General features: G+C 38.5%; 21 protein-coding genes. 11 read left to right on the plus strand and 10 right to left on the minus strand.

Annotation, left to right across the window (positions count from 1 at the left end; translation table 11 throughout):
• From ACF3OC_RS02350 to ACF3OC_RS02360, 3 genes are read left to right on the plus strand one after another with little or no spacing between them, the layout of a single operon-like run.
• A complete protein-coding gene (locus tag ACF3OC_RS02350; protein ID WP_094280252.1) occupies positions 1–903 on the plus strand; it encodes an EamA family transporter in 903 nt (300 codons plus the stop codon).
• Entirely contained in the window at positions 903–1469 is a 567-nt protein-coding gene (locus ACF3OC_RS02355) for a Crp/Fnr family transcriptional regulator (RefSeq protein ID WP_094280251.1), read from the plus strand. Before ACF3OC_RS02350 ends, ACF3OC_RS02355 begins: the two co-directional genes overlap by 1 nt.
• A gap of 44 nt (positions 1470–1513) precedes the next feature.
• A complete protein-coding gene (locus ACF3OC_RS02360; protein WP_094280250.1) occupies positions 1514–1954 on the plus strand; it encodes an SRPBCC domain-containing protein in 441 nt (146 codons plus the stop codon).
• On the opposite strand, the gene ACF3OC_RS02365 is transcribed toward ACF3OC_RS02360, so the two are convergent.
• From ACF3OC_RS02365 to hemA, 5 genes are all read right to left on the minus strand, one after another.
• Positions 1949–2569: an L-threonylcarbamoyladenylate synthase gene (locus ACF3OC_RS02365; RefSeq protein WP_094280249.1), complete on the minus strand. Its 621-nt coding sequence runs from the start codon at positions 2567–2569 to the stop codon at positions 1949–1951. The genes ACF3OC_RS02360 and ACF3OC_RS02365 overlap by 6 nt on opposite strands.
• Positions 2570–2664: 95 nt before the next feature.
• The gene (asnS, locus tag ACF3OC_RS02370; RefSeq protein WP_094255515.1) at positions 2665–4110 is read right to left on the minus strand and encodes an asparagine--tRNA ligase; all 1446 of its coding nucleotides are present in this window, start codon (positions 4108–4110) and stop codon (positions 2665–2667) included.
• 69 nt (positions 4111–4179) lie between these two features.
• Entirely contained in the window at positions 4180–5151 is a 972-nt protein-coding gene (gene hemB, locus ACF3OC_RS02375) for a porphobilinogen synthase (RefSeq protein WP_094280248.1), read from the minus strand.
• Positions 5152–5208: 57 nt separating this feature from the next.
• Positions 5209–6795 carry a hydroxymethylbilane synthase gene (hemC, locus tag ACF3OC_RS02380; RefSeq protein WP_094255513.1) on the minus strand — a complete coding sequence of 529 codons (1587 nt, stop codon included), beginning with the start codon at positions 6793–6795 and terminating at the stop codon, positions 5209–5211.
• Between the two features lie 106 nt (positions 6796–6901).
• A complete protein-coding gene (gene hemA / locus ACF3OC_RS02385) occupies positions 6902–8143 on the minus strand; it encodes a glutamyl-tRNA reductase (protein ID WP_094255512.1) in 1242 nt (413 codons plus the stop codon).
• A 333-nt stretch (positions 8144–8476) separates the two neighbouring features.
• Here hemA and ACF3OC_RS02390 point away from each other — a divergent pair, with 333 nt between their 5' ends.
• Positions 8477–8881 (plus strand): hypothetical protein, encoded by a 405-nt coding sequence (locus tag ACF3OC_RS02390; RefSeq protein WP_094280247.1) that lies wholly within the window; start codon positions 8477–8479, stop codon positions 8879–8881.
• A gap of 1529 nt (positions 8882–10410) precedes the next feature.
• Here the strand turns inward: ACF3OC_RS02390 and ACF3OC_RS02395 are convergent.
• From ACF3OC_RS02395 to rbfA, 4 genes are read right to left on the minus strand one after another with little or no spacing between them, the layout of a single operon-like run.
• A complete protein-coding gene (locus ACF3OC_RS02395) occupies positions 10411–11052 on the minus strand; it encodes a hypothetical protein (protein WP_094280245.1) in 642 nt (213 codons plus the stop codon).
• Entirely contained in the window at positions 11049–12128 is a 1080-nt protein-coding gene (locus ACF3OC_RS02400) for an aminotransferase class V-fold PLP-dependent enzyme (RefSeq protein WP_094280244.1), read from the minus strand. Before ACF3OC_RS02400 ends, ACF3OC_RS02395 begins: the two co-directional genes overlap by 4 nt.
• Positions 12106–12774 (minus strand): leucyl/phenylalanyl-tRNA--protein transferase, encoded by a 669-nt coding sequence (gene aat, locus ACF3OC_RS02405; protein ID WP_094280243.1) that lies wholly within the window; start codon positions 12772–12774, stop codon positions 12106–12108. The genes ACF3OC_RS02400 and aat overlap by 23 nt, the downstream gene beginning before the upstream one ends.
• A 16-nt stretch (positions 12775–12790) precedes the next feature.
• Positions 12791–13162 carry a 30S ribosome-binding factor RbfA gene (gene rbfA, locus ACF3OC_RS02410; protein WP_094255507.1) on the minus strand — a complete coding sequence of 124 codons (372 nt, stop codon included), beginning with the start codon at positions 13160–13162 and terminating at the stop codon, positions 12791–12793.
• 936 nt (positions 13163–14098) lie between these two features.
• Between rbfA and argH the strand changes: the two genes are divergently transcribed.
• Entirely contained in the window at positions 14099–15430 is a 1332-nt protein-coding gene (gene argH, locus ACF3OC_RS02415) for an argininosuccinate lyase (RefSeq protein WP_094280242.1), read from the plus strand.
• 133 nt (positions 15431–15563) lie between these two features.
• Here the strand turns inward: argH and ACF3OC_RS02420 are convergent, their stop codons facing one another.
• Positions 15564–16622 (minus strand): aldose epimerase family protein, encoded by a 1059-nt coding sequence (locus ACF3OC_RS02420; protein WP_094280241.1) that lies wholly within the window; start codon positions 16620–16622, stop codon positions 15564–15566.
• Between the two features lie 107 nt (positions 16623–16729).
• Between ACF3OC_RS02420 and ACF3OC_RS02425 the strand changes: the two genes are divergently transcribed.
• The 6 genes from ACF3OC_RS02425 (at position 16730) to ACF3OC_RS02450 (ending at position 23075) form a co-directional block, all read left to right on the plus strand.
• Positions 16730–17203, plus strand: a complete 474-nt coding sequence (locus tag ACF3OC_RS02425) for a hypothetical protein (RefSeq protein ID WP_094280240.1) — start codon at positions 16730–16732, stop codon at positions 17201–17203.
• 121 nt (positions 17204–17324) lie between these two features.
• Complete coding sequence (locus ACF3OC_RS02430; protein WP_094280239.1) at positions 17325–18671, plus strand: deoxyguanosinetriphosphate triphosphohydrolase; 1347 nt, start codon at positions 17325–17327, stop codon at positions 18669–18671.
• A gap of 70 nt (positions 18672–18741) precedes the next feature.
• Positions 18742–20853: a type IA DNA topoisomerase gene (locus ACF3OC_RS02435; RefSeq protein WP_094280238.1), complete on the plus strand. Its 2112-nt coding sequence runs from the start codon at positions 18742–18744 to the stop codon at positions 20851–20853.
• An 18-nt stretch (positions 20854–20871) separates the two neighbouring features.
• Positions 20872–21522 (plus strand): alpha/beta fold hydrolase, encoded by a 651-nt coding sequence (locus ACF3OC_RS02440; protein ID WP_094280237.1) that lies wholly within the window; start codon positions 20872–20874, stop codon positions 21520–21522.
• Between the two features lie 85 nt (positions 21523–21607).
• Positions 21608–22588, plus strand: coding sequence for a hypothetical protein (locus ACF3OC_RS02445; RefSeq protein WP_392470808.1), 981 nt, complete (start codon positions 21608–21610; stop codon positions 22586–22588).
• A 58-nt stretch (positions 22589–22646) separates the two neighbouring features.
• Positions 22647–23075 carry an energy transducer TonB gene (locus tag ACF3OC_RS02450; protein ID WP_094280236.1) on the plus strand — a complete coding sequence of 143 codons (429 nt, stop codon included), beginning with the start codon at positions 22647–22649 and terminating at the stop codon, positions 23073–23075.
• Positions 23076–23301: the final 226 nt, after the last annotated feature.

Genomic DNA, 23301 nt, shown 5'->3' on the forward strand with positions numbered 1-23301 from the left:
ATGAAATATTACCTGTCAGCATTGACAGGCTTTATTATTTGGGGAACATTTGCCCTGGTACTAAGGCCTCTCAGTGATTATGAAGCCCTCGACATATTAATTCACCGCGTACTTTTTGCCTCAGTCTGTATCTTATTGGCTTGTTTTATTTTTCGAAGAAAGCAAACCCTCGCCAGTATAAAATATCTCAAGTCCACAAATTCCTCGGAAAGAAAAAAACTCCTCATCAATGTATTGGCAAGTGCCGTGCTATTGGGAATGAACTGGTTTATTTTCATCTATGTCATGAATGCAATCAGTGTGAATGCCACGGCATTGGCCTATCTGATCTGTCCAATCCTGACCACCGTTCTGGCCAGTATCTTCCTCAAGGAACGTCTCGGCAATTGGCAATGGTTTGCTGTTGGATTAAGTGTGGTGAGTTGCCTGCTATTGGCCTACGGTCATTTCCTGGATTTAATCTATAGCTTTTTTATCGCCCTATCCTATGCGGCTTACTTAGTTCTGCAGAAGAATAAATTTCAAATCGATAAATTCTTTACGCTTACTATCCATATCCTGGTGAGTACCATCTTATTGTTACCCATTCTTAGCATCATTGACCCTTCAGTGCCGAAAACTACCGAATTCTATAGCTATATCTTGATAATTGCCATAGGGTACACCATTATTCCCCTATTCTTGAATATCTATGCCCTGAAAGGGCTGGATTCATCTGTTGTTGGAATCCTACTATACCTCAACCCGATCATTAGTTTCTGTTTGGCCATTTTTTATTACAAAGAGGCTATCAATAGCACCCAAATCATTGCATTTGGATTGATATTGATTGCAGTTATCATTTTTAATATTGCTTATATTTATGAGAGAAGGCGTCAAACGCAGTTAAAAATGGAAGGCTAATGAATTTTAAGCAGCAATTATTACAGATGTTCGAACTCTCTGATGAGCAGGTGGAATTGATTGTTTCCAGGTTTGTACCGGAAGAATTATCCAAGAACCAATTGTTTTTAGAAGCTGGAAAACCCTGTAATAAGCTTAGTTTTATTGAAGAAGGAATCTGTAGGGTCTTTAAATGGACCGATTCAAAGGAAGTAACGCAATGGATTGGAAACGATGGCTATTTTATAACTGACTTGGCTTCTTTCTTTTTCGATAACCCCTCCATTGGTTCCATTGAAGCCTTGACCCCCACAAAATTGTGGACTTTGAATAAAAAAGATTACCTCGAAATCCAAGATTCCATCCCAAATTGGAATGTTATTGAAAAGCGATTTATTGCCAAATGCTTTATGCAAATCGAACATCGCGTGTTTGATTTTATTGCTCTATCGGCTGAAGAACGATATAACAAATATTTTGAGCAGAATAAATCATTCTTTAATCAAGTTCCCTTACAATATATTGCCTCTGTATTGGGGATGAGCCCAGAAACCCTAAGTAGAATCCGGAATAAAATTTCTTCTTGATAAATGTCAAGTGCTTCTAGCTGGGGCTGCCTTAACTTTGAGGTATGAAAGAACAAATAGAAACACAAATCATAATCGATGCTCACATAGAAGCTGTATGGGCGGTATTATCTGACTTTAAAGCCTATCCTGAATGGAGCCCAACCATTGCCGAGTTTTTTGGTAACCCTGAAGTTGGTAAAAGGACAAAAGTTTTACTTGGACAACCCGGTAGTACCAGTATGAAAATGAACCCTGTCTTTTTGAAAATAGAACCCAACAAAGAATTACGCTGGCGTGGTAGTCTTATGATCAATGGGATCTTTGATGGTGAACACTATTTTATCCTACAAAATGCTGGAAATAATCAAACCCTCCTTACTCAAGGAGAGATGTTTTCAGGAATTCTGGTTCCATTTCTAAAGAAAATGATTCAAGGAAATACAAAGAAAGGTTTTGAGCTTTTCAATGCCGCCATTAAGGAAAGGGTAGAAGCTAGACTATAGATATTGCTCTAAATCACCTTTTCCTTCCCGTATTATTTCGAAATCACCAGAAGTGACATCTACGACCGTGGAAGCAACGTTATCACCGTACCCGCCATCTATCACTAGATCTACCTTATCCTCAAATTTCTCATAGATTAATTCAGGATCTGTAGAATATTCAATGATTTCATCATCATCGTGAATCGATGTCGTCACAATAGGATTGCCTAATTCCTTCACAATGTCACGAACGATATTGTTGTCCGGAATACGGATACCCACGGTTTTCTTTTTAGAACTCAATAGTTTTGGTACTTGCGAGCTCGCATTGAAAATAAAGGTGAATGGACCGGGTAAAGCTTTTTTCAATACCCGAAAGACTGTCGTGTCAAATGGTTTTGTGTATTGAGAAATATCTGTCAGATCATAACAGATAAAAGATAGATTCGATTTTTCAGGCTTTAATCCGCGAATGGAACAAACGCGTTCAATGGCCTTCTGGTTCGTAATATCACAACCAATACCATATACCGTATCTGTTGGGTAGATAATCACGCCTCCTTTTCTTAATACCTCCACTGCTTCTTCTATAGCCTTTGGATTCGGATTGTCATTGTAGATCTTTAGTAACATGGATTAGTTTATATAATTGTTGTCAATATTACATAATAAACAAAAACCGTCAAAATAATGTTTGTTTTGACGGTTTTTTATATTTTGAATTATTTCTAAAATTCTGCGTTGTTTGGGGTCCTTGGGAAAGGAATTACATCGCGGATATTCGTCATACCCGTCGTAAATAATACCAATCGCTCAAATCCTACTCCAAATCCTGAATGCGGCACTGAACCAAAACGACGTGTATCTAAGAACCATTCCATCTCTTCCGTAGGAATGCCTACTTCACCCATTCTGGTGATTAGTTTTTCTAGGTTTTCTTCACGTTGTGATCCTCCGACCATTTCGCCAATCCCAGGGAATAAGATATCCATCGCACGAACAGTTTGTCTTCCATTCGCATCCACTGGATTCTGTTTCATGTAAAATGATTTAATCTCTCTTGGATAGTCTGTTAAGATTACGGGTTTTTTGAAATGCTTTTCAACCAAGAAACGCTCATGCTCGGATTGTAAATCAGCTCCCCAATTCTCAATCAGATATTTGAATTGTTTCTTTTGATTAGGCTTGCTTCTCAATAAAATTTCGATAGCCTCTGTATAAGTTACACGCTCGAAATCATTGTTGATGACGAAGTTTAACTTTTCGATCAGATTTAATTCAGAACGTTCGTTTTGTGGTTTAGATTTCTCTTCTTCCAATAAACGATTGTTTAGGAATTCAATTTCTTCAGGACATTGCTCCAATGCATAACGGATTACATATTTCAATAAGTCCTCGGCCAAGTCCATGTTATCTTCTAATTCATAGAAAGCCATCTCTGGCTCAATCATCCAGAACTCTGCTAAGTGACGTGTTGTATTGGAGTTTTCAGCTCTAAAAGTAGGTCCGAAAGTATAGATGTTTCCAAATGCTAATGCCGCTAATTCACCTTCTAACTGACCAGAAACGGTAAGGTTGGTTGATTTTCCAAAGAAGTCTTCTTTGAAATCAATCTCTCCATTTTCAGTTCTCGGGATATTGTTTAAATCTAAAGTCGTTACACGGAACATCTCTCCAGCTCCTTCTGCATCCGAACCTGTAATGATTGGGGTATGCATGTAGACGAAGTCACGTTCCTGGAAAAATTTATTCACCGCAAAAGCCAATGCATTACGAACTTTGAAAATTGCATTGAAAGTACCCGTACGGAAACGTAGGTGTGCAATCTCACGAAGAAATTCCAAACTATGTTTCTTAGGTTGCAATGGGTATTTCTCAGGGTCTGAATCGCCAATGATTGAAACATCAGTAGCCTTGATCTCAACTTTTTGCCCTTTACCCATGGATTCTACCAAATTTCCTTTTACACGTACAGCAGCACCTGTTGTGATTCTTTTCAAAATCGCATCCGATGTATTCTCAAAATCAATGACCGCCTGAATATTATTGATAGTAGACCCGTCATTGATAGCTATAAATTGATTATTACGGAAGGTACGAACCCATCCTTTTACAATAACTTCTTTGCCGAAATCCTCTGATTTTAATAATTCTTTAATTCGTGTATGTTCCATTTTGTAGAAAAAAAATAAATATGGTCGCCATTTAGGCTTACAAAAATAGCCAAATAATTGATTTATGGGCTATTTTACCCAGCCTTTTTCAATAACTTCTTTCGCATGGTAGGTCAAAATTGATGTCGCACCAGCTCTTTTGAAACTCATTAAGGTTTCTAAAATTACCTGCTCACTTAACCATCCATTCGCAATCGCCGCTTTTAACATCGCGTATTCTCCCGATACGTTATATGCTGCAATTGGTAAATCGAAATTATCACTTAATAATTTAATAACATCTAAATACGGTAATCCTGGTTTTACCATTAGAAAATCCGCACCTTCTTGGGTATCTAACTGAGCCTCAATTAATGCTTCTTTACTATTGGCAGGATTCATCTGATAAGATTTCTTATCTCCTTTTTTCGGTGCTGAACCTAAGGCATCACGGAATGGACCATAATACGCAGATGCATATTTCGCAGTATAGGACATTAAGGATACATTGCTGAAACCATTCTCGTCCAAAATAGTACGCAAATAGCCAATTCTGCCATCCATCATATCGGAAGGAGCAATAATATCTGCGCCATTCTGAGCATGTGCCAAAGCCATTTTTCCTAATACCTCCAAGGTCTCATCGTTTAGAATTTCACCATTCTCAACAATTCCATCGTGACCATCTGAACTGTAAGGATCCATTGCCACATCTGTAACAACACAAGCCTCTGGGAAGTTCTTCTTCACCGCATCAATAGCTCTCAAGTATAAAGTTCCCTCACGATAACTTTCAGTCGCATATTTGTCCTTCAAGGACTCTTCAACAGCAGGGAATAAATCGAATGCCTTTAATCCTAAATTCATACAGCTCTCTACCTCGCGTAATAAATTATCAATCGAATAACGGTAGATACCTGGCATGGAGGATACTTCAACTTTTTGGTTGTCTCCATCTACAATAAACAAAGGGAAAATCAAATTCGATGCAAATACATGATTCTCTTGAACCATATCGCGGATTACTGCTGATTTTCTGTTTCTTCTAGGACGGTGTAACATGTTTTTAATTTTTATGTAAGAGTAAAGGGGGAATTATCCCCCTTTACAATATGTTTATTAATAATCTAATCCAAATACAGCTTCTGCCAAACCTATTTCATCCGGGGTATAGGGAAGTGTGTATTTTAATCCAAGGGCATCAATGGCTTTGGCCGTTGAGTGACCAATACAAATAATCTTTTGATCTGGTTCTGCTAAATTCTCACGAAAATAAGCCTCTACATTACTTGGGCTCGTGAAAATTAATACCTCGGCATTGCTCTTGTCAACTTCTTCCTCGATGACCGTCTCATAGATCGGCATATCAATTACCTTCGTATTTTCCGTCAATGCTCTTTGAATGGTTTGTAATGAACCCTCAGCACGTGGAATCAAGACCGTTTGACCATCAACCATTTTCGCAAATTCTTGCGCAATTCCTTCGGTATCAATACCTAAATCGTCTCCAGAGAAGTCTGCAACACGATTGAACTTACGTAAGGTGTCTTCCGAACCTCTTCCAAGGACACCAATTTTGGTTTTCTTTAAAATCCAAGGCTCTAATTTAAAGAAATGCTCAATGGCATTCTTTGAATTGAAGAAAATCCAATCTGCTCTTTTAAGAATAAAAGAATCCAATTTATTGATGGTTGGGAAAATGCGAATTAATGAACGAGCATCTACCTGGATATCATGTTTCTTTAAGAAACGTGCTAAATAAGAGTTTTCAGCAAGATCACGCGTGATAAAAACCGAAGATGGAAGCTTTCTGTCTTTCTTATATTTTGAAAAAATCTTGTCTGCCATACCTTCCACGGTATTTGACTCTAGGAATAGACGATCAGGAAAGTCCTCATTCGTGTCAGCAATCGAAGTCCAAGATTGAAATACGCCATCTTTCTTACGGCAATAGCTTCCTAGTGGAGCATGACAACCGGCATCGAATAAGTTCAATACTTTACGTTCCACTGAAATAGCTTCTGCTACTTCCTTATCGTGGATTTGCTGTAATACCTCAAATAACTCTTTATCCGATTCACGGATTTGAATCGCCAATACACCTTGTGCAGGTGCTGGTACTACCTCTACAGGAGCAATTTCCTCAAGATGAAAATCCGAAAGGTCCATGCTGATCCTTGAAATACCTGCTTTTGCCAATACAATAGCATCGTATTTATCATCGCGTAATTTCTGTACGCGAGTCTGTAGATTCCCACGAAGGTCATCAAATTCCAGATCTGGACGAAGGGATAGCAATTGGGCTTTTCTTCTGTTGGAAGAGGTACCAACTGTGGCATTATGTTTTAAGGAAAGACGTTTTGTAATATCGACGCAGTCCTTATGAATAATTAAAAGTTCGGAGGGGTCTTCACGCTCAGATACTGCAGCAATGATTAATCCCGGCGGATTTACGGTAGGTAAATCCTTGTGTGAATGAACCGCTAAATCAATTTGACCTGATAATAATTCTTCTTCCAATTCCTTGGTGAAAAAGCCTTTACCTTCCAACTTGTCCAAACGTAGGTGTTGAACAATATCCCCTTGGGTCTTGATGATTTTTAATTCAGCTTCTATTGATATTTCGGCTAATCGATCCTTAACAAAGTTGGCTTGCCATAATGCTAATTCACTTCCTCGGGTACCGATAATTAGTTTTCTGTTCACGTTCAAAGATTTACAAATGAATATTCCGGAGGCAAATTTAAGGAAATAGCCTCTTAATTCTGATGATTTAATGTCAGAATCAGAATATTTTTAAGAAAATTTAATATTAATTACTTTCTGATTCGGCAGATTTTACCAAGATCTCCTTCGCCATAACCATAGGAACTTTGATGTATTTCTTCTCCATATAGTTAATTACCTTGTTCAGGACTTCGCGAGCTTGCGGATCTAATTGTTCGACCTCATTTGCAAAAACTTCCGATAAAGCCATCGCTTTGATTTCTTTGATCTTCTCCGGAACCTCCTTCATGGCAACCTCGACACGACGTTGTTTCAATAATGGTAAGAATTCCTTAATGTTCTGCTCAATGATTTTTTCTGCATTCTCCAATTCAGCATAACGCTCTTGAATATTTTTCTCAGCAATTTGTTGCAAGCTGCTCACCTCAATATAGTGAATTGGGTGTTTGGCAATCACAGCGGCATCAATATCGTTTGGAATAGCTAAGTCTACAATCACCTTCTTGTCATCCTCGCCATTCAATAAAGATTCATATAAATCCTCATGAATAATCGCTTCCGGAGCACCAGTACAAGTGATCATCATATCAAAACCCTTCTTGTAATTTTTCAATTCACTCAACGGATAAACCTGCGCTTGTAATTCCTCAGCTAAGGCCTGCGCATTGGCAACCGTACGGTTGAAAATCGTAAAATTACTGTATTTATGCTTCTTAAGATACTTTGCTAAATTTTGGTTGGTCTCACCCGATCCTATCACTAGAATTCTTGGGTTATCCTTTAATTTTACTTCACGTAATTTACGGTATGCCAGGGAAACAACCGAAATTGGATTTCTAGAAATATTCGTGAAGGTATAGACTTCTTTGGCAGTTTTTACTAAACGGTCCATCATCAATCTCAAGAAATCTCCGGTAAATCCAGCCGCCTTACAACGATCGTATGCACGACGAATCTGTGCCAGGATTTCTTTCTCCCCAACAACCAAACTCTCCATCGAGCAGGAAGTGCGGAATAAATGATTTAATGCATCAAGACCTGAATATCTGTTTACTTGTCCCAAATAGCATTGCATACGCTCCGCCGGAACACAAAAATTCATGCTGTCCAAAAATTGGACTACAAAATCATCGTTCAACTCATGCGAACCATAAAATACAAATTCCACCCGGTTACATGTACCGATGTAGAATATTTCAGGAATGTCTAAATTGTTTTTTAAGTTAATAAGGCGGCTATCCAATTCTTCATTGCATATCACCAAATTCCCCAAATCCTTTAGATCAACATGTTTATGGGTAAACGCTATAACTTTTAAATTCTTCAAAGCCTAATTATTTCTCCAATAATTTTGTACTGCAAATGTAGATTAAAAGCACGTTGATATTGTCAAAAATGTGTCAATACAGTGAATTTAGAACGATTATAAATAGTGTTAAAATAATGTTAAAACGCTGTTATAAAGGCTTATACAAAGGTGATTGCCGAAAATTTGTGATGACAATCATTTCTTCATCACACAATAAATGACATTAATTACAGTTTCTGAATACCCAATTCCCCAAAACAGAACCTGATTTCCCACTTTAAATGCTTTAAATCCTATTATTAGCTTTTCTATTTCCGCTCAAATGCTCATCTTTGATATATAATTCACGTCATGAGAAGTTTAAATAAACCACTTGCCTTAATAGGTTTTTTTGTAGTCTTTTTTTCTGCAATTTTCTGCCCTTTCCTCAAAGTTCCGTTGCAGGCTAATTGGAATCTTTATCAGGTTGATACCGCCTTATTTATGATCACTAATGGTTTGTTGGGACTGTCTGTTCTCTTATTCTTTATGCGAAAATTAAGTGCCTTTCGCATATCGGCTTTGGTATTGATTGCTTGGATTGTTATTGCATTTATTCTGGTTTTCTTTCAAATCAATAATTATCTAGGATTTAAACTTATCGATGGATTGCTATCGAAAACCTTAAATATAAAATGGGGTTGGGCAGTGCTGTTATTTGGTGCATTATTGATATTATTTTCCGTAGGAAAAAGAGATAAAAAGATTGAAGGATAGGTGTTGCTAATAATGTAATCCTATGCTACCGTACAACGGACTGATCGGAGTGTTAATTTCAATCCAATAAGGTTGCGTAGATAAAAACTCCAGAGGAGTTTAATATTAGTAGAAGAATGTGTCTACGGAATAAGCCCTCGCCCCATGCAATCGCTAAAGCGATTGCATGGGGCGAGGGCTATTTATTTTTTAATTATCGGTGTTACTGATATTGAACCCCTCTGGGGTTCTTGTGTCCGCGGTGATTACCTTCTAACGAAGGTTGTTCATTCGAATTATCAATCAGTAGGTATGAATGTTACTAACATCCCTCTGGGGTTCTTAATACGCTTTCGTATTTTTGAAATGGATTTTAGGCGCGGATATTTTGGAAGGAGGCGTATGCGATACGCTCCTAAGTATTGGCTGAACAAAAATGGATTCTTCGCTGCGCTCAGAATGACAGAAAAATTGTGTTTGGGTTGAGGTAAAAAACGATTCTTCGGCAAAGCCGAAGAATCGTTTTTTACCTCAACCTATTTAATATTGTGATTGTCATTCCGCATCGAAGATGCGGAATCTATTTTAAGCGATATTTTGACAAACATGTCACCCCGCTGGGGCTGTACTTTGGTGTACGATTCTTGCTACAAATATGTCACCCCGATGGGGCTGTACCTTGGTATACGATTCTTGCTACAAACATGTCACCCCGCTGGGGCTGTACCTTGGTGTACGATTCTTGCTACAAATATGTCACCCCGATGGGGCTGTACCTTGGTATACGATTCTTGCTACAAACATGTCACCCCGCTGGGGCTGTACTTTGGTGTACGATTCTTGCTACAAATATGTCACCCCGCTGGGGCTGTACCTTGGTAAATGATTCTTGCTACAAACATGTCACCCCGCTGGGGCTGTACCTTGGTAAACGATTCTTGCTACAAACATGCCACCCCGATGGGGCTGTACCTTGGTAAATGATTCTTGCTACAAATATGTCACCCTGCTGGGGCTGTACCTTGGTAAATGATTCTTGCTACAAATATGACACCCCGCTTGGGCTGTACCTTGGTAAATGGTTCTTGCTACAAATATATCACCCCGCTGGGGCTGTACCTTGGTAAATGATTCTTGCTACAAACATGTCACCCCCGCTGGGACTGTACCTTGGTATACGATTCTTGCTACAAACATGTCACCCCGCTGGGGCTGTACCTTGGTATACGATTCTTGCTACAAACATGCCACCCCGCTGGGGCTGTACCTTGGTTAATGGTTCTTGCTACAAACATGTCGCCCCGATGGGGCTGTAATTTGGTAAATGGTTCTTGCTACAAACATGTCACCCCGATGGGGCTGTAGTTTGGTAAATGGTTCTTGCTACAAACATGTCACCCCGATGGGGCTGTACCTTGGTTAATGGTTCTTGCTACAAACATGTCACCCCGATGGGGTTCTTGTCTCCGCCTAGTAGCCGATGACTATCTCAAATCTCACATCTCATATCTCAAATCTACCTCACACATCTCACATCTCATATCTCAAATCTACTTCCCCGGTCTATGCGAAATAAAATGCTGTTTTAATTTATCCAAACCAATATTCTCTTCTACCTTATCCAGCTCAAATAACCATGCTTTCTCTGGCAGCACCTCTGAATTTTCCTTGGAATTTATCAGGTCTAGCGGTTTTACTTTCAGGGTTTTTTCGATAGGCGGAAAAGCATTATGCTGTCTGCGTGAAGTTCTAAGGATTTGAAACTCCAAATTCGGCCATTTGTTGATTGCGGAAAAATTCCCAGTATAAATTTGGTTGTACTCTCTAGCAGGAACAACATTGGCGAAAATTCCAGTTCTTTTATTACCGACAGACTCAGAAACGGTGACCATTAATTCGAAGGACGTTTCATTGACAATGAAAAACTTAACCAATCCATCCTTCTGTTCGCCGGTTAAGGCTAGAAAAATGCCTTTCTCAATGAATTTTCCGGTTTGAACAACGGTTGTAGGTTCCTCATCCTCTTCCATCCGCATATTTCCATGGACCAAGGTGATTTTATCCTGCATCACAGGGATTTCAAAACCTGTATCGTCTGTGACACCAACTAATCCATTTTTTAAGAATGCCGTGATATGACCCTCAATAGGCTCATCCACGAATCTAACTAAATCTCCTATTTTATAATTCATCGTAAGCTTTCAATAATATTCACAAAATTATGGATATCCCTTAAATCATTATAAAGGTGTATTCCAATTCGTATTCCTGTTCCCCGAGGAAAACATTTGACTCCCATATTCATGAGGTTAGGATATAATTCCTGCGGAATTTGAACATTGATCAATGATGATCTAATGTTTCTTTCAGCAATATATGGTAATATCAAATCCCTTTCCAGCAATAGTTTGTAGGCCTCATCCGATAAAACTTTGATATGGTCCTGAATGTTTTGTAGACCTTGCTTTTTTAGAAAACGCAAGCTGCTTTGTAAAGTACCATGACTTAAAGTATCCTGATGGCCAGGCTCGAAGAAGGTATCCAATATTTTCTTATTTTTCCACATGGACACTTGAGGTAATGGAACATCAGATTTCAGATCCTCAAGCATCAATTTCAATTGATCACTTAAGAGGATAAAACCATTTCCAAACCCTGATAACAACCATTTATAACCCGATCCAGCAAGTGCATCGATGCCTGATTCCTGAAAATCAAATGGCGCCACACCCAAGTATTGGGTGCCATCAGCTATGATCAATAGGTTCGGGTGACTCTTTTTTAGGTTCTTGATAAAATCAAGATCTATCATTAAGCCTGAAATATATTGAACCAAACTAAGAACCAATACATCTGGTTTATATTGCTCAATTCCATGTATTATGGTTTCCTCCAGCTTGGCAGATACTGGAATCGAGAAGAATTTTAATTTTCTGTTGACTAAAGGATATTGCAGAGATGGATATTCATCTTCCAATACCAAATAGGTAAGCTGCTTCGGAAGTAAATCCAGTAAGGTAGCGAAGCCAAAAGAGAAATTAGGAGTCAGGTAGGTGTTTTCCGGTTTCGAATGAAAGAAATCGGCTACTGTTTCCTTGACAGAATAAATGAATTCAGGTTGCTCATCCCTTAGGTCCGATTTGATTTCAAAAAAGTCTTGTTCCCATTTTTGTCTCCAGGCCAAAGTTTCCTTTGGCAATAACCCATTACCGGGGGTGTTGAGATAAATAAGATCATCGGGTAGATTAAAGTGTTCTTTGAAATTCATAGGGCAATATTTCTTGATTATGAAGAATCGTTAAATATTCGGACTGGCTGATGGTTTCTGCTCCCATGCTGCTGAGGTGATCCGAAGGAATCTGGCAATCAATTAAGGATAATCCAAAATTTTGGGCTAAGTAGATCAGGGCAATTTTGGATGCATTGGAGACCTTGGAAAACATGCTTTCTCCACAAAATACTTTGCCAACCTGCACTCCATAAAGTCCACCGACTAATTTTTGATCCTGCCAAACCTCGATGCTATGCGCATATCCTGCCTCATGTAATCGGATATAGGCTTCCTGCATATCTGCAATTATCCATGTCCCGTCCTGATCTTTCCTCGGCATGCTCGCACAATTTTCAATGACAGATTTGAAATCCTGATCAATTGTAATCTTGAATTTATTGGATTTTATAATCTGCTTCATGCTCTTAGAAAGTTTGATTTTATTGGGTACTAAAACGAATCTTTCCAATGGGGCGAACCATAGAATAGGATTTTCCTCATTGTACCAAGGGAAAATACCATTTTCATAAGCCAAAAGGAGGCGTTCAAGCTGTAAATCGGCTCCGATTGCTAATAAACCATCTTCATCCGCTAGGGATGGATGGGGGAAAACCAATTTGTTTTCATCCAATAAATAGGGCATGATATTCTGAACTTACCTATTCCGGTTGTCTAGGTTCTTTGCTGATTTCGTCAAAAATCTTATCCATATGTTCCACGTATTCATTGGTATCATCCAAGAAGAATTCCAATTGAGGGACAATGCGGGCTTGATTTTTAATACGTGTTCCTAGTTTATACCGAATTTCATTAGATTTTGATTTAATGTTATCGATATCTGCTTTTGCAGTTTTGGTATTTAAAAAACTCAAATAAACTCTAGCGATTGCTAAATCCGGAGTGACACGTACCCTGGTAACGGTAATAAAAGCACCGGGAGCCCAAGAATTGCCCTCACGTTGAAACATTTCTGCAAGATCTTGTTGTATTACTCCAGCAAATCGTTGTTGTCTTTTACTTTCTGTTCCCATCTTCTAATCTGTATTGGGAAAGCTGTATTGCTTTTCCTTGATACAAATATACAGGTTTTCATTGAACTAATGGGATTATCCAACATCTGCTGTTAATAGAAAAGAGTGGAAGGGCTTATTTGCATATTCACTCACTTTAAATTTCAAACAAGTTGGTCCTTTTGCCGCATTTTTATCGGACTTTCTTCGGACCTTCTTCGGACTTTGGTCGGGAAAATTCGAACAAGGTCCGAAGAAAATCCGAGCCAATACAAAACTTGGTATGAGATTGGATATATGAAAAAATGGAAGCGAATTGAAAATTTAGACATAAAAAAAAGACTTGTCGTGGGCATGGTGACAAGTCTTTAATCAAAATTAGTTTATAATTGGATAGAATAATTCTTTCAAAGTTTTAAGACTTTCCGGTCTATCATGTTTTAGTAATTTGTAGTTGGCTATTAAGCGTAAGTGTAAACTCACTTTTAATATCTTTCATTCCCCTTTACATCACAAACATAGAGCTTTAATTACGTTGTCACAAGATGTTTTTTAAAAAAAAGTAAGTGATTACTTAATTGTAAAACTCTTTGAAAATGCCTATTCCTTTATTAAAAGTTTATTACAATTTAATATTTGCTATCGCTTATCCTCTTGAATGTTAAGCAGGAAAATGTGCATTACAGTTATGCTAAAACGGAAAAGCATTAACATTTTTTAACATTTAAAAAGTTAAGCTAGTTTAAAATTTATTTTTAAAAACTTGATGAAAAATTAATCATTTTCCATCATTTTGAGCCTGGAATTTTCTTTGAAAAAATTATTAAGTGTAGGCAGGACGCTTTTTATTTTTCGGTAAGTTTAGCTAATTCTTCTTGATAAGAAAAAAAATGAAGGGGAATGCTGTTCTTGCATTTTGCGTAGATATTGGTACTTTTGTTCGACAAGATTTTGAAGATGAAAATTTGGCAAAAAAATATTGATGTAGATTCCTTTGTTGAGACTTTTACCGTCGGACAAGACCGCGAAATGGATATGAACCTGGCAGCAGCCGATGTATTGGGTTCATTGGCGCATACCAAAATGTTGAATAGCATTGGATTGATGACCGATCAGGATTTGTTGGATGTACAAAAAGAACTCAAGAATATTTATAGAGAAATCTTGGCAGGGAATTTCAAGATTGAAGATTCTGTTGAAGATGTACACTCGCAAGTAGAAATGATGCTTACCGAGCGTATTGGCGAAGCAGGAAAGAAAATTCATTCCGGTCGATCTAGAAATGACCAAGTTTTGGTGGATTTGAAATTATATTTCAGATCTGAGATCGAAAGCATCTTTAAGAATACCGAGGAATTATTCCAGGAGCTTATTTCCTTAAGCAATCAATATAAATCTGTATTAATGCCGGGCTATACCCATCTTCAGATCGCCATGCCTTCATCCTTTGGTTTGTGGTTTGGTGCATATGCGGAAAGCCTGGTTGATGACCTTCAGTTGTTGAAAGCGGCATGGAATGTATGCAATAAAAATCCATTGGGTTCCGCAGCAGGCTATGGTTCTTCCTTTCCATTGAACAGAACAATGACCACGGAATTATTAGGTTTTGAAGATCTAAATTATAATGTGGTTTATGCCCAAATGGGAAGAGGGAAAACCGAACGTATCCTGGCACAAGCGATGAGTTCCATTGCTGCTACCTTAGCGAAATTTGCCATGGATGTCACCTTGTTTATCAATCAGAATTTTGGATTTATTTCCTTTCCGGCGCATTTGACCACAGGGTCTTCCATTATGCCGCATAAGAAAAACCCGGATGTATTCGAATTGATTCGTTCCCGTTGCAATAAGATTCAGGCATTGCCAAATGAAATTGCCTTGATGACAACCAATCTTCCGGTAGGATATCATCGGGATTTACAATTATTAAAAGAGAATCTATTCCCAGCCTTCCAATCCCTTAATGATTGCTTGGCAATTGCGAAGTATATGCTGGAGAATATCAGTATCAAGGATAATATCTTGGATGACCCTAAATACGATTACCTGTTCTCTGTAGAAGTGGTGAACAATGAGGTGTTGAATGGTGTTCCATTCCGGGAGGCCTATCGTAAAATCGGAATTGATATTGAAGAGGGAAAATTCCAACCAGCAAAAGAAGTCAACCATACCCATGAGGGAAGTATCGGTAACTTATGCAATGACCAAATTGAAAGAATGTTTAAGACCGTAAAAGCTGAATTCGGGTTTGAAAAAGTAGATCAAGCTTTGGAGAACCTTTTGAACTAGCCTTTATAGATATAAGTAAAAGAAAGCAGGCCATTGGGATTATCTCAATGACCTGTTTTCTTTTTTATGCATATCCAGTATAAACTCAAGACCTGTCTAGAAGATTCGGTCAAGGCTGGATTGTTATTTTTTTTTATTTCTTGATATTAAATTTGTATCTGATTTCACTTTCAAAAACTTCATCTGGGTTCAGTCTAACGCTTGGGAATTTTTCTTGATTGGGACTATCAGGATAATGTTGTGCTTCAAAGCAAAGTCCGCCATAGCGTAGGTATTTTCTGCCGGATTTACCTTCGTCTTCATGCAGGAAATTTCCAGTATACAGGTGGATGCTTGGTTCAGTACTGAATACTTGAAGTTCAATTCCAGATTCCTGTGAATATGCTGAAGCGATAGGTTCGCTGATGGGTTGTTTATTGGCAAAACTATGGTCATAACCATTAGCAATTTGAATCTGTTCTTCAGGGCTATTGATTTCAGTTGCTAGCACTTTGGGGGTTCTGAAGTCAAATGCTGTGCCTTCCACAGGATATAAATCGCCAGTAGGAATTTGATTTTCATTCAATGGGAGGAATTCATCCGTATTGATCCATACCACATGATTTAATACATCGCCATTTCCTTCTCCATTCAGGTTAAAATAGGCATGATTGGTAAAGTTGACCACTGTTGGAGCGTTTGTGGTAGCTCTGAATTTGATAATGATTTCATTTTCATTATTTAATTCGTAGGATACCGTTGTTTTCAATTCTCCAGGGAATCCTTCTTCGCCATCAGGAGAAACATAATAGAAGTCGACCTGTTTATTAAAGCTGACTTGCCTATCCCATACTCGGGTATGAAAACCAGTTGCACCACCATGCAAGCAGTTAGTCCCATTGTTTTGATCCAAGCTATATTCTTTACCATCTAAGGCGAATTTTCCATTGGCGATACGGTTACAGAATCGACCGATCGATGCTCCATGATAAACTTCTTTTGCTTCCAGATAACCTTGGATGCTATCAAAGCCTAGAACTACATCAATTAAGTTTCCATTTTTATCAGGAACAAGCGCACTTACGAGCCTAGCCCCGTAATCTGTTAATGCGATTTGCATTCCAGCACGATTTGTGAGCGTTATCAGATGGGTGTTCTTTCCATGCAGTTTGCTTTCAAAGTCCTTAGGGTGAGGTAGTTTATAAGTCGTCATTCTATTTTTGTTGCTTCTGCTAAAGATAATAATAAAGGGATTCGTTCCAAAGAACTATCATTTTAATAATCGCAAGGATTTTATTATTTTGTTTAAAATCAATCGTCATGTTCAAGATTTCTTTGCTTTTTTTTGTTGCAGGTGTTCTGGTTCTTGCCTTTGCAGTATTTGTTCCTTCCAAAGATTCTTCCATTACGATTAACCTTTATGATACGTATTACGTACTTTCTTCCATTTCGCTATTTAAATTTTTAGGTCTACTCGGATTAATTTTTTCCGGTTTATATTATTTTACAGAACAGAAGTTATATTCAAAAACTTGGAGCATCATGCATTTAATTAGTTTTATCTGTTTGATTGTGAATGTATGGACCTGGGGATTTGTGGAGCGGGTTTATTTTGGAAATTTTGAAGCCGATGTGTCAAGCCGTTTACCCAATGCGGAGCAGGCAGAACGAATAATAAAGATTCAACAGTTCTATGTTGGGACCTTTTTATTGATGGTTTTCCTTCAGTTACTTTATGTCTTGAATTTAGTAGTCGGAATGATCTACAAGAAGTCGAATACTGAAGAAGAATAATTTTTTTTCATCAACCTTTGATTTGCAAAATGTTGAGTTAGAATTTGATGTCGATTCCTTTTTCGGGAGAGGCTTGAAATTTTAAAATGGTATATTTGTCAATCAAAATCTGAGATTTTACATGAATTGGAAACAACTGATATCGGCTAGGCGTTGGGGCTATGAAAGTCGTGAGAATAATGAGCAATTTGATGCACGTTCTGAGTTTCAGCGCGATTATGACCGTTTGATATTTTCATCCCCATTTCGAAGGCTACAGAATAAAACCCAGGTATTTCCATTGCCGGGAGCAGTCTTTGTTCATAATCGTTTGACGCATAGTTTAGAGGTTGCTTCGGTAGGTCGTTCCTTGGGGAGATTGTTTTACAATTTGTTGAAAGAAAATCACCCCAATATAGATGAGGAAGCGCCTTATCTGCAGGAGGTTGGAAATATTGTTTCTGCGGCATGTTTGTCCCATGATCTGGGAAATCCAGCTTTTGGGCATTCTGGGGAAGCTGCTATTTCAAGTTTTTTTACAGAAGGAAAAGGGCAGAAATATCAGGAATTGGTCAGCAAGGAGCAGTGGGAGGATCTGATTCATTTTGAAGGTAATGCGAATGCATTGCGGATTTTGACGCACGCCTTTAATGGTAAAGACCCAAAAGGATTTGCGTTGACCTATACGAGCTTGGCTTCGATTGTAAAGTATCCATGTGCAGCTATTGATGGACATGTCAAAGGTTCACACCATAGAAAGAAATATGGTTACTTTGATTCAGAGAAAGCAAGCTTTGAAAAAATTGCCCTAGAATTGGGCTTACAGGCAGACCCTTCCAATCCGAAGGGGTATTTGCGTCATCCACTGGTTTATTTGGTGGAGGCGGCAGATGATATCTGTTATAATATTATTGATTTAGAAGATGCTCACCATTTAAAAATTCTATCCTACCAGGAAGTTGAGGATTTATTATTGCCATTATGCGCTGGTGAAGATTTACGGGATCGATTGGATTCCTTGGCCGATACCGCAAGTCGGGTTTCATTATTGCGTGCAAAAGCAATAAATACACTGATTTGGGCATGTGCAAAGGTGTTTGTGGAAAATGAGGATAAATTTCTATCGGGGACCTTTGAGAAACCATTGATGGATGCTTTAGATCCGGTAATTGTGGAACAGATGAAAATCATTTCCAAAATTTCGGTTGCGCGGATTTATAATGCGCCAACTGTCGTGCAGATTGAGATTGCAGGTTTTAAGGTCATGAATGCCTTGTTGGAAGAATTTGTGCCCGCTTATTTAAAGTCGAACAAATCCATGTTTGACAAAAAGTTGGTAGCCATGATTCCAGAGCAGTTTCATACGGATAAAGTTGATACCTATTCCAAAATTCGGGCAGTGCTTGATTTCGTGTCGGGCATGACTGATGTATATGCGGTAGAGCTTTACCGAAAAATCCAGGGGATTTCAATTGCTTCCTTGGAATAATAAGGGAAAAGCTATCGGATGAACAAATTATAAAATGATTCCTAATCATAGGGATGGATTAAATTATTGAATGAAAGTAGTAATAGCAGAGAAACCTTCAGTAGCGCGGGATTTGGCAAGAGTCATGGGAGCTAAGGAGGTGAAGGATGGATATATTTCGGGGAATGGATTTGCCTTTACCTATGCCTTTGGGCATTTGGTTCAACTATGTACACCACAGGCGTATGGATTTCATAATTGGTCGGTTTCCAATTTGCCAATCATACCGACACAGTTTTCTTTGGAGGTGAAGAAGGTGAAGCGAGATGGGAAGCAGATGGATGATGCTGGGGCATTGAAGCAATTGAATACCATCAAAGCTTTATTGAATGAGGCGGAAGAAATCATCGTGGCGACGGATGCTGGACGGGAAGGAGAATTGATCTTCAGGAATATCTATTATTATTTAAATTCTAAAGTTCCCTTTAAGCGATTGTGGATATCCTCACAAACGGATAAAGCGATAAAAGAAGGTTTTGCCAATTTAAAGGAAGGGGTAGAGTATGATAGTTTATACATGTCAGCTCGTTCCAGGTCAGAATCTGATTGGCTGATTGGGATCAATGCTACCCAAGCATTGACATTAGCAGCAGGAAACCGAGGTTTACTGTCCTTGGGACGCGTACAGACACCTACCTTGGCGATGATCTGTTCTCGGTATTTGGAGAATAAAGATTTCAAACCGCAGGCATTTTATAAGATTCAAGCTGGATTTGAGAAAGAAGGAATTCAATTTAAAGCAACTTCCAATAAGATTGATAAGAAGGAGGTAGCGGAAGAAACTGTTGCCAAATTACAGGTGGGCATGAATGCTTCCGTGAAGAACGTAGAAGCAAAGGAAACCAAGGAGCAACCACCATTGTTGTTTGACTTGACCTCCTTGCAGCAAGATGCCAATAAGAAATATGGCTATTCTGCAGATCAAACTCTGAGTATTGCACAGACTTTATATGAAAAGAAAGTAATAACCTATCCGCGTACGGGTTCCAGATATATTGGGGAAGATGTTTTTGAGAAGATCGAGGAGTTGTTTCAACATTTGGCGGATACGGCGCAGGAACAAATCGCAGTAATTAGCAAGAATTTGATTGGTGCCAAGCTCAACAAACGTTCGGTAGACGATAAGAAAGTAACGGATCACCATGCGTTGCTGGTTACTGATGAGAAACCAGGGCCTATGCCTATGGACCAACAGAATATCTACAATATGATAGCCAAGAGAATGGTAGAGAGTTTCTCTGAGGTTTGCCTGAAGGATATTACGACCGTCACGATTGATGCTGCGGGCGTGGAATTGATTGCGAAGGGTACTGTGATTAAGCAATATGGATGGCGATTATCGGCAGACCAGGTTGAGTTGCCTGATGAAGATAAGAATACAGATGATCAGGATAATGAAAATGCGCAGTTACCAAAGCTGATTGTTGAGGAGCTTTTGGAGGTATTGACCTTGGAATTGGCTGAGCGGTTTACAAAAGCGAGACCCATCCATACTGAGGCATCCTTATTAAAAGCGATGGAGACTTCAGGTAAGGAGATAGAGGATGATGAGATGCGTCAAGCCATGAAGGATTGTGGGTTGGGAACTCCGGCGACTCGTGCAGCGACTATTGAAACCTTATTTCAAAGGGACTATATCAAACGAGATAAAAAGAAATTAATCCCGACCGAAAAGGGACTTTCTGTATATTTTCTCGTGAAGGATCGTTCCATTGCAAAAGTGACCTTGACAGGAAAATGGGAGCAGAAGCTGGAGGAAATGCGCGCGAATAAAGTGAGTTATGATGTGTTTATGAAACATATCAAGGATTACACGGCGAAAATTACCAAGGAACTTTTACAGTTGCGAATTGCGATTGCACATGAGGAGTTAAAGCCATTGCAAAAAGGCAAGATAAAATGTCCAAAATGCAAACCTGGATCTATTCAATTATACGATAAGGTTGCCCAATGCGATCATTATGCACGAGGCTGCGATTTCAAAATCTGGCGGACCTTAAATGGAGTATTCCTCGATGAAAAGGAGATGAAAAACCTTCTGGAGAAAGGGCGAACCTCTGTTTTACAAGGAGTAAAAGGACAGGATGGGCAGGTGATTTCGGCAGCTTTACTATATGAAAACAATAAGGTAAATATTGCTTGATTTAGTTAACTTAGGTAGATGGATACTATCTATGTTTTTACTGGATTGGGGGCAGACCGTCGGGTTTTCGAAAAACTTGATTTTTCTGGAATGGAGGTTGTTTTCGTGGATTGGTTAAAACCAAGACCTTCGGAAGCCTTTGAAAGTTATGTATTCCGATTAGCAGAGCATTATCAATTGCCAAAACAAGGAGCCAATGTTCTTGGGCTATCCTTTGGAGGGATGTGTATTGCTGAGCTTTCCAAATATTATGATTTCAAAAAAACTGTCCTAATCTCCTCAGCGAAGACAAAAGATGAATTACCTAAAGTTCTGGGGGTATCCAAATTCCTGTCCCTACATAAATTATTCTCGGGTGCTGCTGCCAATTTTGCGAACTCCAAGATCTTATATTGGCTTTTTGGCTTGAAATCAGATGAGGAACAGTTTCTGTTTGACACCATGCTGAATGATTCAGACCCTGATTTTCAGAAATGGGCAATCGATAAAATAGTAAACTGGGAAAATACCCATGTTCCAGTTAATTGTCTTCAGATTCATGGCGATAAAGACCGTTTGATTCCCATTCAAAATGTGGATTACAGCATTCGGATTAAAGGGGGCGGTCATTTTATGGTTTGGAATAAAGCCGAAGAGTTGAATTATCCTATTCGAAATTTCTTGTTATAAGTAAATCTGTCCATCAAAGTCATGTTGTCGTCAATTGTAGAAGCATGGTTTTCCTTCTATGAGTTTTGTATTACCTTTGCAGCTTATGGTAAATAAACTCTACAATCCATTTTTGGATTTTCAATTTGACAATAAGACCTGTTTTTTATCTGGTAAATCCTTAAACTCTGAGGATGAGAAAATTCAGGTTTTTCCTGTTTGGATGATGCGATCCTTTGATTTGGAGGATAAGCCTTTTAAATTGTTGGATGAGAGTTTAGTAACCTATAAACAATTGCAATTACCCTGTTCAGCAGAAGTAGCAGCTGTATTTTCAGAGGTAGAGCAAAAGGTCGAGGATGCGGTACAGGTTGGATACACTGCTTTAAAAGATCTGGATCAATTGACTTTGTTTCAATGGGTCGGAAAGATATTATATGGAGTTGTTTTCAATGAGATTCAAGTTGGAATAAGACAAGCTTTTCTTTCGGGAGAGGCGTTGAATTTTTCTCAAGCATTGGTTCATAAATTTAAGAACCTACATTTTATGTTGCAATCTTTGATCTGCACGATGGAGTTTGAGCATAAAAATCCATTTACCATCCTAGTTCTTCCTGTTGATAGTGCTCCTGAAACTTTTATGTACCGAGATGAAATCAACACCTTGATTTTTTCCATTCGTATGAAGGATTTTGCGATCATAGCAACCTTGCAGGATAATGGTGTTCATCAGATCTATCATGAGGAGGTGTTGAATAAAGTTGCGGGCAAGGTATTGCATCCGATTCAGTTTGAGGAGATCTGTGCACGTTATTTTTATTCCGCCTATTTATTTAACCGTTTACCAGAGTACACTTATATGGAGGTTCCGGAGAAAGTTTTTGTGGAACCGATGCCATTGAATGATTGGACACTCAAGCCAATCTTTGATCAATGGGTTGTCAAGACCTATGGGCAGGTATTAGAGAACTTTTGGAAACCATGGGGTTATACCTTGTTCGAGATTATTAAAGACCCAGAAAACCCAATGACGTTCATAAGTGATGAACATGGGGAATTTATTTCAGAGGTTCAACTTCCAAGGTAAATTATATTCAAATTCGTTTAAATTTTCGTAACTTAATACTGTTGATTAGTAGAATGTTATGAGGTTGTTTGCCATAATCATATTGATTTTTTTCAGTTCGACTACTTTTGCGCAGGAGAAGCCGGTACAGGATAGTAGTATAGTTCGGGAAGTGGATAAAGTTCCTCAATTTGTTGGGGGATTGAGTGGCTGGCAGCGATTTTTAGCAAATACGATCAATATTGACCGGGCAATTCTAGAGATGGATAGTGCTCAATATGCTGAGTTTGGATTACGGCAGACTGCAGTATTGGAATTTACAGTATGTGAAGATGGGGAAGTTTGTGATGTGGAGATATTAAATAAATCCAAGATCAGCCCTGCATTTGCCAAGGAAGCCTTGCGCGTGATGAAGCGATCCCCAAAGTGGATTCCCGCACTCAAAGGTGATAAAACCGTTAGAACCCGATTCCGACAACCAATAATCGCTGTTTTAGATGGTAGTTAATATTAGCTAAAACTATATAGCCATAATTATGACCTTAATTATCGGGATTTAATACCTATCTAATCCTTATTCTATTCAAAATGATACTTTAATTTTCAGGTATTCTTTCGTTTTAATATTAAATTTGACAAACCAAATTAATCGAAATTAAAATGAAAAAACATCCTGACTGACTCTATTATTTTCTCAATAATTAATCTTTCAATAGAGTTTTCTCCTAACGTAT

The organism is Sphingobacterium cellulitidis (genome assembly GCF_043187465.1).
In the GTDB taxonomy this organism is placed as follows: Bacteria; Bacteroidota; Bacteroidia; order Sphingobacteriales; family Sphingobacteriaceae; genus Sphingobacterium; species Sphingobacterium cellulitidis.

Coding starts and splice junctions, on each gene's coding strand:
- ACF3OC_RS02440 (WP_094280237.1), top strand. CDS start 20,872: ATGGATACTATCTATGTTTTTACTGGATTGGGGGCAGACCGTCGGGTT.
- ACF3OC_RS02395 (WP_094280245.1), bottom strand. CDS start 11,052: ATGAATTATAAAATAGGAGATTTAGTTAGATTCGTGGATGAGCCTATT.
- ACF3OC_RS02390 (WP_094280247.1), top strand. CDS start 8,477: ATGAGAAGTTTAAATAAACCACTTGCCTTAATAGGTTTTTTTGTAGTC.
- argH (WP_094280242.1), top strand. CDS start 14,099: ATGAAAATTTGGCAAAAAAATATTGATGTAGATTCCTTTGTTGAGACT.
- ACF3OC_RS02420 (WP_094280241.1), bottom strand. CDS start 16,622: ATGACGACTTATAAACTACCTCACCCTAAGGACTTTGAAAGCAAACTG.
- ACF3OC_RS02355 (WP_094280251.1), top strand. CDS start 903: ATGAATTTTAAGCAGCAATTATTACAGATGTTCGAACTCTCTGATGAG.
- ACF3OC_RS02430 (WP_094280239.1), top strand. CDS start 17,325: ATGAATTGGAAACAACTGATATCGGCTAGGCGTTGGGGCTATGAAAGT.
- rbfA (WP_094255507.1), bottom strand. CDS start 13,162: ATGGGAACAGAAAGTAAAAGACAACAACGATTTGCTGGAGTAATACAA.
- ACF3OC_RS02445 (WP_392470808.1), top strand. CDS start 21,608: ATGGTAAATAAACTCTACAATCCATTTTTGGATTTTCAATTTGACAAT.
- aat (WP_094280243.1), bottom strand. CDS start 12,774: ATGCCCTATTTATTGGATGAAAACAAATTGGTTTTCCCCCATCCATCC.
- hemB (WP_094280248.1), bottom strand. CDS start 5,151: ATGTTACACCGTCCTAGAAGAAACAGAAAATCAGCAGTAATCCGCGAT.
- asnS (WP_094255515.1), bottom strand. CDS start 4,110: ATGGAACATACACGAATTAAAGAATTATTAAAATCAGAGGATTTCGGC.
- ACF3OC_RS02450 (WP_094280236.1), top strand. CDS start 22,647: ATGAGGTTGTTTGCCATAATCATATTGATTTTTTTCAGTTCGACTACT.
- ACF3OC_RS02425 (WP_094280240.1), top strand. CDS start 16,730: ATGTTCAAGATTTCTTTGCTTTTTTTTGTTGCAGGTGTTCTGGTTCTT.
- ACF3OC_RS02400 (WP_094280244.1), bottom strand. CDS start 12,128: ATGAATTTCAAAGAACACTTTAATCTACCCGATGATCTTATTTATCTC.
- ACF3OC_RS02365 (WP_094280249.1), bottom strand. CDS start 2,569: ATGTTACTAAAGATCTACAATGACAATCCGAATCCAAAGGCTATAGAA.
- ACF3OC_RS02435 (WP_094280238.1), top strand. CDS start 18,742: ATGAAAGTAGTAATAGCAGAGAAACCTTCAGTAGCGCGGGATTTGGCA.
- ACF3OC_RS02350 (WP_094280252.1), top strand. CDS start 1: ATGAAATATTACCTGTCAGCATTGACAGGCTTTATTATTTGGGGAACA.
- ACF3OC_RS02360 (WP_094280250.1), top strand. CDS start 1,514: ATGAAAGAACAAATAGAAACACAAATCATAATCGATGCTCACATAGAA.